We start from the raw sequence: 13,005 nt of genomic DNA, 5'->3' as shown, positions 1-13,005 counted from the left end.
CCCATAGTGGCTGGAAAAGGCGGCAATGAGGCCAGAAGTCGGCCTCACAGTGCTTTAAAAAGGTTGATGCGCGTTGAAATTGCACAATGCGAAAGATTTAGCGACGGTGGGCGCTCAAATCGTGGAAGGTCGATTCCGGGCGGGGGTATTTCCGCATCCTGCTAAGCAGTGGTCACTTTCCGCAGAAAAACGTAGCATTGAATGTCTTATTGCGCGTTTTTGTGATGCATATCTACATGGCAGTTTGCAACATAGAGGAATGCAGGCAATGACGAAGAGCCGGCCAGTTGCTGTTCAGCATTAACCGTGAAAAAGGGAGTTTCCACACGATCTCGCCCCTCAACTGCCGATCGAGTAGCCTGCGTTGCAAAGGTGGGGATATTCGAGTGGAATAGTCGTTCTCAACTGCTGCCGCGGCACATCACAGCGGCTCATCGGCCATTCCGTTGGAGCGCGGGAATCCTCGCTGGTCAGTGCCTGATTGTCATATCCAACGGCAGGCACTACGATCACCGAAACTTGGGATCCCGCGATTCTTCTGTTGTTCCGTCGACAGTGTGCATCGCCGTTAGTGACCAAATGATAACTACATTTTTCCATCGAGCGAAAAGGGGGCAGCGCGGTCGCGTCACTGTGTCTGTCCTGGCATTCTCCTGCCTGTGGCAGGAGTCAGATCTCTTTTCGTTCCTGTATCGGACAAACCGGGGTGCGAAACCCCACGGAGCCGCACATGAACGTCACAGTCACCTCCTTGCGCCAGCCTTTGCGGCTGGCAACATCATCCGGATCCCTCCGTCAATCGATCTGCCGATCTGACTGGCTTCGATCCGTCGGCACTTTACCGGCAATCTCGCGTGGCACCCGTGTGCCTTGAGCGCATTGGTGTGTTCGGTATTTTCCGCCCCACTACTCCTTCGATTTGATCATGAACCAACTTCACTACTGCTCGTTGGCCGGCGCATTGCTAGCGCCCCTCAGTTCTACCTGCTCAGCCCAAAGCGTCACGTTATACGGTGCACTCGATGCGGGCCTCGCCTACGTCAGCAACGTGGATGGACATGCGCAATATCGCGCGACGTCGGGATTGATAGATGGCAGTTTCTGGGGGTTGCAAGGTGCCGAAGATCTGGGCGGCGGAGCCCGAGCACTTTTTCGCATGGAGCGAGGCTACTCGGTGACCTCGGGCGAAGGATTCAACGATCATCCGATGTACGTGGGACTTCAATCCGAGACCCTCGGGACGCTGACCCTCGGCCACCAATACGACCTGATTCACGACTATTTCGCGCCGTTCACGCTGACAGGGGGAACCGGCGGTACCGCGCTCGCGCATCCGTTTGACAACGACAATGCCAACAACTCCTACCTCGCCGCGAACTCCGTCAAATATGCAAGCGCCTCTCTGAACGGGTTCAGCTTCGGCGGCATGTATGCATTCTCCAACACTGCAGGCCGGTTCGCGCAGAACCGTGCATACGGCATTGCTGCGAACTACGGCAATGGCCCATTCAATGCCGGTGTCGCATGGATGCACAACAACGGACGCGGCCTCAACGAGGTCGGTGCCTACTCGCCATCGGCATTGCCCGGCAGCGGTCAGACAGTGATCGACGCCAGTGTGCAAAAGCAGGATGCGCTCGCCGCCGGCGCGAGTTATGCGCTCGGCGATGTGACTCTGGCAGGGGCGTGGTCGCGTTCGATCTACACAGGCGTTGCCGATGCGGACAGCGGCAGCGTTTTGCCGTCGATCGGGTTCAGTAACTACGAGATCAGCGCGGTCTGGCAAGCTTCGCCCGCCCTCTCGCTAGCGGGTATGTACGTGTTCTCCGACGCTTCTTCGGCGCATTGGCACCAGGGCGCGCTGCAGGCCGTCTATCAACTGTCGAAGCGTACGGACGTGTACGCGGAAACGATCTATCAGCACGCGTCATTGGGCGCGCCTACCGTGATCAACACCAACGATCCGTCAAGCAGTCAAAACCAGTTGCTCGTCGGCACGGGCATCCGGCACCGCTTCTAGGGCTGGATGATGTCGGCTTACGACGCCGCGAAGCGCGCAGCACACGACGCTACTCCGCAACCAGTTGTTCGTTTTGAGCTGAACCGGCCGCTTGCCGGATAGAACGGACGCTGCATATGCGGTCAACGACTCGGCGCGCCGCGCTGAATTCGCCCGTCAAGGCATCGACTTCCGTGTTGAACGGCCGGCCGCTGCCGATATCGAAGCGCGGCGCAAACGCCGCTGCGGTGTTCCCACTTTGCTGGCCGCTGTCGTCAAATGAATTGAAAAGATTGCGACTTACACGAAGTTGTCTCTAAATCTTTGGGCGTTGTCGCCGGTTTTGCATAGCCGGGGTGGCCGGTTACTGCTCGATGAACATGCGCCACTCCGGGAACTGCTCGAAAAAGCTCTCGCCCACATAGACATGATAGACAACGGGCGAATTCGTGCTCGACAAGGTATGGGGCGTACTGAAGGTGGAAAGCCCTAGGTCAATGCCGCTGGGGCTCGCCCATGCAGTCAAATCGTCCAGCAGGTTGCCCGCTTCGTCGCGCGATACTCGCAATTTGATCGGCTTCATCGCCAGTTCCGCAGATGCTCAAGATCGTCGGATGGATATCATAATCGAAGCGCCGGGTAAGTCATACGCGGGGCAACCGGGAGATGCCCGTGGTGCTCGATCGCGCGCTTTCCGGCATTAGCCTACCTCAGGCAGGTCCGCCGGGTCCTCATTTGATCGCGGTCCGTGCCAGCCGAACAATTCGCGGGATTGGTGCGGTGCAGCAGATGGTGTTACATTGCTAGCCTTTCCTCCTCGTGCGCCGCGTTTTGCGCTTCCCTATCGCACGCTGGTTCTGCGGGCCGTGTTCATTGCCCGTTGCGATCCTTCATCTCGTGCCTGCCCCGCAGCCGGCAACCGCTGGTTTCGCGATCGCCGGGCAAACCCCTTCAGGAGAATGTATGGCAAAGGTTGATCCGTGCAATTCAGGTCCAGATACAGCTGCATCAGCGCCGAAAGCGTCGGCCCGGCGCGCATCGAAGAGCAAGGCAACCGCAGGCCTGCTGCCGGTGGATACAGTGTCGCCGGACGAAGAGCAGCAGCGTCAGATGCGCGCACTCATTCAGCTCGGAAAGAAGCGCGGCTACCTGACTCATGCCGAAATCAACGATCACCTGCCGGACAACTTCGCGCAGACCGCTGCCATTGAAACCATTGTCAGCACCTTCAATGACATGGGCGTCGCGGTCTACGAACAGGCGCCTTCAGCGGAGGTGCTGCTTATGAACGATGCGGCGCCGGCAACCATGTTGGATGACCAGGCCGACGAGGAGGCGGAAGTGGCGCTTTACACCGTCGATTCGGAATTCGGGCGTACGACCGATCCCTTCCGCATGTATATGCGTGAAATGGGCGCGACCGGATTGTTGACTCGCGCGGGTGAGATCGAGATTGCGAAGCGAATCGAAGGCGGCCTCCAGGAAATGATCCGGACGATTGCTGCGTGCCCGGTTACCGTCTCCGCGCTCCTTCTGAGCGCGAAGCAGATTGAAGCCGGTGAACTGCGCATCGACGAACTGATTGACGGAATCAATGAGGAAACCGAATCGGTCGAACAGTCGTCGACGGATTTCGCTGAAGCGCCGCACACCGAGCAGGCCACAGCTGACGATGACGACGACGGCGATAAGCACAGCGAGATTGAAGACCGGGACACGGCGAGGGCGAACGAAGCGCGCCTGAAACAGCTCACGAGCGACAGCCTCGTTATTTTTGCCCGGGTGCGCGAGCTGTTCGAGCAGATTTCTGGTTCCCATGCTGTGCAGGGTATGGGGCGGGGAGCTGGCGCGGACCTGCGTGAAGCGATCCAGCGCGAGTTGGCGCCCATTCGCTTCACGGCGCGAACGATCGATCGGCTATGTAACGATGTGCAACAGCAGGTCGCACAGGTGCGCGCAGTCGAGCGCCATATTCTGCAAATTGCTGTTGATCGATGCGGCATGCCGCGCGAGAAGTTCGTCGAGTCGTTTCCGGGACGCGAAACTGATCTCGCGTGGACTGAAAGCACGGCGGCAGCGTCGCGCGAGTACGGCGCCGCCCTCGAACGTAGTCTGCCGGCGATTCAGGCTGAACAGCGGAAGCTTCTCGATATCGAAACGAAGGTCGGACTGCCGTTGCAGCAGTTGAAGAAGATCAACCGGCAGATGATGGCGGCGGAGTCGAAGATGCGGCAGGCAAAGCGCGAGATGATCGAGGCCAACCTGCGCCTCGTAATCTCCATTGCGAAAAAATATGTGAACCGCGGCATGCACCTCCTGGATCTCATCCAGGAAGGAAATATCGGCCTGATGAAAGCCGTCGACAAATTCGAATACCGACGCGGCTGGAAATTTTCAACTTATGCGACCTGGTGGGTGCGGCAGGCAGTCACGCGTTCGCTTGCGGATCAGGCTCGCACGATCCGGATTCCTGTTCACATGATGGAGTCGATCAACAAGCTGAACCGGATTTCCCGTGAGATCCTGCAACAAACCGGACGCGAGGCTCATCCTGCGGTGTTGGCGCAGCACATGGAATTATCGGAAGAGAAGGTTCGCGCCATGTTGAAGATTGGGAGGCAGCCCTTATCGCTTGAGACGCCAGTGGGTGACGATGCTGATGCGACACTTGGCGATATGATCGAAGATCCGACGGCGACGTCGCCCGCCGATGCGGCCGTGCAGGCGAATCTGCGCGCCGCGATCAATACGGCGCTCGACGCATTGTCGCCGCGTGAAGCGAAGGTGTTGCGGATGCGTTTCGGGATCGATACCGCATCTGACTGTACGCTTGAGGAACTGGGCAAACAGTTTGACTTGACGCGCGAACGGATCCGGCAGATCGAAAGCAAGGCGATGCGAAAACTGACGCATCCGAACCGCACCGCCAAGCTACGACCATTTCTCGACGATTAAGGCGCTGACGCGTGCATTGGAGGCTTGTGCCGTTTCGAAGGGGGGCTTGAGCAGTCAATTGTCGACCGGATAGTTGCGGTCCGATACCTCTGGGTCAGGGCGGGCCCGATGCGCGTCGGGCTCCGCGGGACAGTGGGTCATCGTCCGCTAGCGCCGACTCACAACAGGACTGCCTGCTGCAAAAGTTCCAGAGCCTCCAATTCGTCCAGCCGTCCTGTGCGCGCCTTTCCTGCCAACGTCTTGATCAATGCTTCCGCGATTGGCGCGATGCCGTGGAGATTTTCCAGGCTGGTGACCGAAGCGGGGAGTGGGACGAGGTTTTGCTGGGAGATTGCGGCGGGCTCAAGTGCCTCAGGGGTTGCCGATATGACTGTAGGCAGCTCGCCGTCATTTCCTTCAGAAGACGGACCGGCGGCCTCGGCATGCGCATCGCTTATATGATCATGCGGACCGACGACGATTGCCGTGTTCTCATCTGCGACGTCCGCTGAAGCTGGCGAGACATTTTCCGGCTCGACCGGGACGCCCGTCCGCGCGCGTCGCGTGTGCGCCTTCGGATATGCGGGTTTGCCTGGCGCACCTTTCTTCGTCGCAGGCTCGACCGACTCCTGTTGTGCAACGGATCCCCGACTGCGCGAAGCAGGGGTCAGCAAACGTAACACCGACTCGGGAATTTCCATTTCCGAGCGCGGTGTGTCCAGCCAGCCAGTCGGCAAACCAAGACGCTCCGTGAAACGGTTCGCCTCGGCATCGTCCATGCGCTTCTTGCCATATAGCCGATGGGCGGTATTGGACTTAGTCATCGACATGACGACACCGAGGCGCGCCTTGGAGCCGTTGCGACCCGTGAGAACCTGGAGGTTCTGCCGTCGAATGTTTTCAAGCGTGGCGCTGTCGTTTAACGCCAGCGGTTGCTGCCGGGGCGCTTGAGAAGAGGCTCTGGGTTTCGATGATGAGCGTTTTCCTGCCGCATGGGCGCCTGTCGGTCTGGTCAACTGGCCTCGACTCTTTTTGACGGTCACTGGCGACACGCCCGTTGCTTTTTTTGGCATTTCCGTTTCCTCGGACAGGTTGTCTGCAAGAATGGATTGTTGGCCGCCGTTCGGGGCGGAAGCCGGTATGCGCGTTTGAGACGCAACCTCGGGCTCGCTGTCTGTTTTGATAAAGTCGAGCGGTGACTTCAGACGGGCGATGGTTTCGGGCGCGAGGGCAGGATGGGGCTGGTCAAAGAAACCATGCGGCAGTCCAAGCGTGGTTTCCATATGAAAAGCGGTCTCGGGCGTGAATCTTTCACCCTTCATCAATTCAGCAACTCGCGTCATGTTCGAGTCGAGTCCGAGCGCGATATTCTCTGCACCCACCGCATCGACGAGAAACTGGAACGACCGTGTTTTGAAGATTGACGCAGTCTGAGTGGAGTCTCGAGGAGGCGCCTTCAAGTATGGTTGTCCCGGCCGGTTGGACGGAGACTTTTTCGCGTGGCGAGGTTGGCGTTGTCCGCTGTCCGAGGTCCCGCAAATCGTCCGCGGGGTTGACCCATAAAATGTGGCTCCGTGCGATCGTTGATGTTTTGGCTGGTGAATTATAGACGAGAGGCAATGTTCGCATCGGATGCCAGCCTGCCCATATAGGGACGGTATACGAGCCGGAAGCGAGCTTCGGGACCGCAACGATGAGCATGGGTGGGTTCAACGAATCTACCTTGGCCTTGGCCGCGCATCGATCTGCAATGCGAAAACGATCGCAATCGGGCACCCATCTATGCCGCCAAGGCGCGATGTTCAGATATCAGCGCGCGCTGTGTCTGTATCAGACGCCGGAGAATTCGCGCATCGGACTGTCTGCGTTGCAGCAGGACATGCCGACGCAGCATTGCTGCCCAGCATAGTTCGACGGCATCCCGACGCGCGGCAATGACATTGCGTACAGCATCTGGGTGTCGTCGGCGGCTGCCTCGTCGACTGATAGAGCGTAGTCGACAAGAAGCTCGCCGCCGGTTCGATAGGGACGCGAGCGTGAATGAACACCCGGTCGCCCGTTTCGATGGCGTCGCTGCTGCAAAGACGGGCTCCGGTCTCGAACCTTGGTGAGTGGGTATTTTCAGGGATTTCGGAAATATTCCGGGGTTTCCATCCAACACCCGATCCAACAGTCGCCCCGGAAGCGCGAGATAGTGAAAAAAGTCCGACAGCTAGCGCAAAACAAGGGCGCCGGCATCACCGGGCGGCGTCTATGATTTCTGCCTCGATGTATGGCGTGAGAGGAAAGGCCAAGTGCTTGGGCGTCGGACAGATCTGGCGGCTACTTACCCCCAACCGCCGTCCGAACTCGTGTCACCACGATGGCTACTTTCGCATGAGGGGCGGTCATCCGTCCGCCGAGCTGTCCTCAAGCGCCTAGCGATAAACAGGCTAACCTGAAATCGAAAGCGAACTCGGGATACAGACGCTGAAACTCGTCCCGTGCCCGGTTGATTTAACATCTATGGTTCTCGGATGGGCCTTGGCAATGCAGCGGCAGTGTAGAGGCCAAGGCCCATGCCTGTCGCAGTCCCCGCTAGATTGTGAAGGATCGCTCGTGTCATCGGATCAAACAGCGTAGGCAGCGCTCTTTCCGGTATCTGGTTAACGCGGATGAAAACGGTTGGTGCTGGTCGCGCTCTGCCACGCGGCGGATCGCGACCAGCGATCGCCTAGGCGCACGCGACGCCTCCGAACGGAGGAAACCCGGATCGCGATTTGTCGCTGCTGGCCAGGCGCCGATCCAACGCCGCAGCCACGACCTGCACATTCGGCTCGGCGATCATCTCGAAGTGGTCGCAAGACACATCGACGACATCCAGCCCGCCGCGAGCGACGTGCTGCCACAGCGTCAACTGATTGTTACGGTACGACAGGGTGGACGTCGCGTGCACATAGACGATCGGTCCAGCGTGATAGGGCCTTGGCCGATACGTCGTCATCGCTACCCGCAACGTCTCGCGCACCGTCCGTAGTGCCGGCGGCATCATCGCGTTGTGGCTATTTGGGCGGTGTGCCATGCGTCCATTGCGCATGCGCAAATAATCTACGACATTCGCGAGTCTGTCCTTCACGTAGTGCGTAAGTTGCGCCTTGGGGACGGCGCGCAGCCTGCGCCAGTGCCAGCCGAGGAAGTCACGGTTGTGCCGCAGCCAGGCCCGCCACGGGAGGCAACGCTCGTGCGCATAGGTATCGATCAGGCACAGCAATTCCATTTGCTCGCCGGCGCGGCTTAGCTGTTGCGCAATCTCGACCGCAATCAATCCGCCGAACGAGTAGCCCGCCACCGCGTAGGGTCCCGTCGGCTGCACGCTGCGCATCTGTCCGATGTAGCTGGCCGCGATTTCGTGAACGCGCCGTTGTGCCGGCTGCTCGCCGTCGAGGCCTCGTGCCTGCAGCCCGAACATCGGGCGCGGCGTCTGCATCGCCGCGATGAGCGCCGAGCATTCCATGACGGTGCCGCTCACCCCGTGTACCAGGAAGAGCGGTGTACCCGTGCCTGCTCGTATCGGTACGACCGTCGGCGAAGATTGCGGCACTCCGGGCTCGTCGATTGCCGCGGCGAGGCGCGCAATGGTCGGTGCGATGAATAGTGTCGCGAGCGGCAGCGTGCGCCCCGTCGACTCATTCACACTGGCAAGTAATCTCGCCGCCAGCAACGAATTGCCACCTAGTTGGAAGAAGTTGTCGTCGCGACCGATCGGAGCTATGTCGAACAGTCTTTCCCAATGCGACTGCAAGTGCCGTTCGAGATCCTCCCGGGACCGGCCCACCGGCGCCAGTTCGCGCGTTGCCGAGTTCAGCGCCGGGTGACGCCGAATCGCGTCCAGACACTCGGGATTGCGCAGCGCCGCCGTGTTGCGCACCGGCAGGCCGCTGATCGCGTTGCGTGCGGCCGCTTCCGACGGCTTGCCATTGTGCGTAACCGGCAACGCATCGACGGCGATGATGCGGTCGGGCACGTGCGCCGGAGATGTGCGACGTGCAAGGTCGCGGCGCACACGGGCGGCCAGCGCTGCGTTCAGCTGGAAGCCTTCGCGCAGCACGAGCATCAACACCGTACGCTGATCCGTTGGGGCTGCGTTCGAAGAGCCAACCGTCATATTGCGCAACGACTGCTGAACGACCATCGCGTCGCGGATTTCCTCGATGTCATCCAGTACGCGATAGATCTCGACCGGCCCGACGTTGACGCCGCGCACGTTCAGGACGCCATCGGTGCGGCCATGCAGTCTCGCAGTGCCTTGCGGCGAAAACTCGATCAGATCGCCGTGAGTCCAGACGCCCGGATTGCTCGCGAAATAGGCGGCGTGAAAGACGGTGCCGTCCGTGTCGCCGAAGAAGCCGAGTGGACGTGACGGAAACGGGTTCGCGCACACCAGTTCGCCGATCCCGTCGACGGACTCGCCCTGCGAGCGGGCCTGAATGTCAAGCGCGAGACTCTTGCATTGGGCTTCGCCTGCGTAGACCGGCAGGTTGGGATTGCCTAGCACAAAGCAGCCGATGATGTCCGTGCCGCCCGAAATCGACTGCAAAGGCAGCGGCTTCACGTGATCACGCACCCAGGTGAACTGTGGGTCGAACAGCACTGCGGCCGTCGACATCATCGCGCGCAGGGCGCTTAGATTGAACTGCCGCCCTGGCATCAGCCCAGCGTCTTCGCTCATCTTCAGATAAGCGGGACTTGTGCCGAACACCGTGGCGCGCTCGTCGGCAACAAGGCGCCATAGCGTATCGACCGTCGAGATCGGGCCATCATAGGTGACGATTTCGACGCCGGACGCAAGCGCCGACAACTGCCAGTTCCACATCATCCATGCGCAGGTGGTATGGAAGTACATCCGGTCGCCGGCCCGCAGATCGCTATGCAGCCGATGCTCCTTCAGGTGTTCCAGCAAAGTGCCGCCCGCACCGTGCACGATGCACTTGGGCTTCCCGGTGGTGCCCGACGAGAACATGACAAAAAGCGGGTGGTTAAACGGGAAGCGCCGCCATTCGAACGATGCGGCGTCACTGTGCTCGACCAGTTCATCGAGCGAATAGATTCGTTGCTTGACCGCATCTGGTAGGGCGCCATCGTCGAGACGGACAATACATTCCAGCGACGGCAAAGCAGCCGCCAGCTCGCCGATCTTGGTCGCGACCGGTACGCCCGTGTCGAAAGTCTGCGCCGCTGCGTGCGCGAACAGCAGGCGCGGCGAGAGCGGTGTGAAGCGATCGAGGAGCGTCTCGACACCCATCTCCGGTGCGGCCGTCGACAGCGTTGCACCGAGCGCGGTGACCGCCAGCGCAGTGACGACCGCTTCAGCGTCGTTGCGCATCACACACACTACGCGATCCCCCTGGCGCAGTCCCAATTCCGTGAGTGCATGCGCGAGACGCGATACGCGATCGCGCAGCTCACCGCGAGTCAGATGCACTCGCCGGCCATCGGCGTGACAGGCTGTCAGCGCAGGTGCCTCGGCCCTTGCTACCGACAAGCTCAAGAGGTTGTCGGCGTAATTCAGTTCGAGTTCCGGGAAGAACTGTGCGTGCTCGCATTCGTCGCCGACGCACACGGGTTCGAGACTGCCGGACCAGTCAAGACCTTCAGACCATTGCACGAAGACTTGCCAGAACGTTCGATATGCCCGTACCGAGAAATCGTGCAGCGTTTCGTAGCTGTCGAAGATCTGGCCCGTGTGCGCCTGCAAGGCTGCGGTGAACGCGGTCATTTGAGAAGTGGCGGCGCACTCGGGGGTATTGGTGAAAATGGGGGCGCGTTCCGGGATTGCACCGGGGTTAGGCGACGCACAGGGCAATTGCAGGCGATCCATATTTCCTCCATGCAAATGCAGAAAGAGACGGATTTAAGATGCCCGTTTATAGTCAAATTAATGCTATTGAGCCGCCTTCTTTTTCTATTTGCGAAAACGTACTTTTAGAAGCGTTTATTGGGCACCTGAACCTTGATGAAAGCACTGTAACCTGGCACGCCGGAGAACGATGCTAAAAGGTAAATTTTCCAACGCTTTTCGCATACGTGTTGCTTCAGATCAATCTTCCCGTACGCTCTCAAACGGGCAAGCACGCGGGAAAATGCGCCGGCCATCTGAACCCAATTGATCCCTTTAGAATGTGTTATGAACTTTCGGCCAGACCTGGTACCCTGGCGGAATGAAAGAGCGCAGACCTTACCCAACGGATGTATCGGATGAAGAGTGGTACTTTGCCGCTCCGTACCTGACATTGATGAACCAGGAGGCGCCTCAGCGTCGCTACGAATTGCGCGAGATGTTCAACGCCTTGCGCTGGATTGTCCGCGCGGGCGCACCGTAGCGTCTGCTGCCCAATGACTTCCCGCCGTGGGAGGCGGTCTACCAGCAGACGCAGCGCTGGATTCAGGCAAGCTGTTTCGAGGCCATGGTCAATGATCTGCGTTCGATTATCCGGGTGGCGCAGGATCGCGGGGGGCAGCCCAGTGCAGTCATCCTGGATGGCCGCACGCTGCAGTCGACGTGCGAGAGCGGTCCACGCGCGGGTTACGACGGGTACAAGCGCAAGAAAGGCAGCAAGGTGCACATGGCGGTGGATACATTGGGACAACTGCTTGCGGTGCATGTGACGCCGGCCAACGAACAGGAGCGTGCACAGGTCGGAGAACAGGCGAGGCAGGTCCAGCAGGTCACGGGGCACACCGTGAGAATCGCGTTCGCTGACCAGGGCTACACCGGCGAAGAGCCTGCACAGGCCGCGCGCGATGAAGGCATCGAGCTTCACGTAGTCAGGTTGCCGGAGGCAAAAAAAGGCTTTGTACTGTTGCCGCGTCGTTGGGTGGTGGAGCGCACTTTCGGCTGGCTCAACCGCTTCCGGCGACTGGCCAGAGACTACGAGCGATTGCCCGAAACCTTGGCTGGTCTGCATTTCGTCGTGTTCTCCGTCCTTATGCTCGTCCACTTTGCAGCCCTTAACAAAAGTGCATAACACCTTCTAGCATGGAGGCCCGGATGCAGCGGCTCATAGAAGGTGACGATCACAGGGAGGTGGCGAGGCCAATCCAAAGGCGTCTCAATTGCCCAAAGATAGCCCTGTATGACCATCCCCCCGATTGGGACGCGGTGTAAGCGGGTGTCAACGGGAGATGAAGTGGTGACACAACTGGCTCAAGCACGCGACGAGTCTTGTCCAATTCAATTTTCGGCGCTTGCGCCGCTTCCAGTACGCGAGGTCGAGCGTACTCGCCAAATCTGTCAGCAAACGAATCTGTATTATCCACCGACGAGATCCTCGGATTAACCTAAAAACCGCAGGTAAAAATTCGTTATCCATCACCTTGCGTTTTCCCGGACGGAACGGGTCTAAACTTTGACTTAATGAAACAATGGATGCATCCAATGCGTCGTTGCAGTGAGGACCGGTTATGATCGCGTTGGAATAATCTTTGAACGGTTGCTATTATATTAGGTCGTTACGTTATTGACTTTGGCCTGACCCACGAAGAGTTCCTGAGGTGTTAGTGATATCAAAGTCAACTACATGTTCGCGCAGACTCGGCAGGGTGGAGCTTGCCAGAGTGACGAAGAGCGCGGGCTTTCACCAAGGCCAAGGAGGAATTTAGCCAGCTACCTCAAGGACTAAATTAACTGCCGCTGTGCCCGATTCACAACTGAATGCGAGACGCCAGTGTTCTGAAGCGAGCAATTAGGGCCGCTGCGGGCATGGCTTTGCCATAGAGGTAGCCCTGCAAGTAGTCGATGCCCATGTCCTTCAAAGCGTGCGCCACCGAGGCGGTCTCAACGCCTTCAGCAACCAGACGAAGGTTGAGTGTCTTGGCCGCTCCGGCCAACGTTTTGACCACGACTCGCGAAGTCTGGTCGACCTCAAGTCTGGTCGACCTCAATTGCCTGGACGAACGAACGGTTGAGCCGCCCCGGGTTTTCCGGAGACCGTTTTGCTTGCGTCATGCCACAGTGACAGACTCAGCGAGATTTGCATAGTAAGCGGCTTCTGCCTCGGCAGGTGGAATGTTGCCGATGGGGCCGAAGAGCCGAC

General features: G+C 59.2%; 6 protein-coding genes and 1 pseudogene. 3 read left to right on the top strand and 4 right to left on the bottom strand.

Annotated features, from left to right (window positions below; all coding sequences use genetic code 11):
• Nucleotides 1–925: 925 nt before the first annotated feature.
• Nucleotides 926–2,020, top strand: a complete 1,095-nt coding sequence (locus AB3X89_RS37440) for a porin (protein WP_368587699.1) — start codon at nt 926–928, stop codon at nt 2,018–2,020.
• Between the two features lie 343 nt (nt 2,021–2,363).
• Here the strand turns inward: AB3X89_RS37440 and AB3X89_RS37435 are convergent, their stop codons facing one another.
• Nucleotides 2,364–2,582, bottom strand: coding sequence for a hypothetical protein (locus AB3X89_RS37435; protein WP_368587698.1), 219 nt, complete (start codon nt 2,580–2,582; stop codon nt 2,364–2,366).
• A 380-nt stretch (nt 2,583–2,962) separates the two neighbouring features.
• Between AB3X89_RS37435 and rpoD the strand changes: the two genes are divergently transcribed.
• Nucleotides 2,963–4,954 carry an RNA polymerase sigma factor RpoD gene (gene rpoD, locus AB3X89_RS37430; protein ID WP_368587697.1) on the top strand — a complete coding sequence of 664 codons (1,992 nt, stop codon included), beginning with the start codon at nt 2,963–2,965 and terminating at the stop codon, nt 4,952–4,954.
• A gap of 158 nt (nt 4,955–5,112) precedes the next feature.
• On the opposite strand, the gene AB3X89_RS37425 is transcribed toward rpoD, so the two are convergent.
• Together AB3X89_RS37425 and AB3X89_RS37420 are read right to left on the bottom strand one after the other, a co-directional pair.
• Entirely contained in the window at nt 5,113–6,393 is a 1,281-nt protein-coding gene (locus tag AB3X89_RS37425; RefSeq protein ID WP_368587696.1) for a hypothetical protein, read from the bottom strand.
• Between the two features lie 1,253 nt (nt 6,394–7,646).
• Complete coding sequence (locus AB3X89_RS37420; protein WP_368587695.1) at nt 7,647–10,790, bottom strand: acetoacetate--CoA ligase; 3,144 nt, start codon at nt 10,788–10,790, stop codon at nt 7,647–7,649.
• A 340-nt stretch (nt 10,791–11,130) separates the two neighbouring features.
• On the opposite strand from AB3X89_RS37420, the pseudogene AB3X89_RS37415 reads away from it, so the two are divergent.
• Nucleotides 11,131–11,937, top strand: a pseudogene (locus tag AB3X89_RS37415) (IS5 family transposase).
• A gap of 676 nt (nt 11,938–12,613) precedes the next feature.
• Here the strand turns inward: AB3X89_RS37415 and AB3X89_RS37410 are convergent.
• Entirely contained in the window at nt 12,614–12,853 is a 240-nt protein-coding gene (locus AB3X89_RS37410) for an EAL domain-containing protein (protein WP_368587694.1), read from the bottom strand.
• Nucleotides 12,854–13,005: the final 152 nt, after the last annotated feature.

The sequence above is a fragment of the Paraburkholderia sp. BR14320 genome (assembly GCF_040948665.1).
In the GTDB taxonomy this organism is placed as follows: Bacteria; Pseudomonadota; Gammaproteobacteria; order Burkholderiales; family Burkholderiaceae; genus Paraburkholderia; species Paraburkholderia youngii.
Note: the sequence above shows the minus strand (reverse complement) of the source record. Positions and strands in the feature narration are given on the sequence as shown.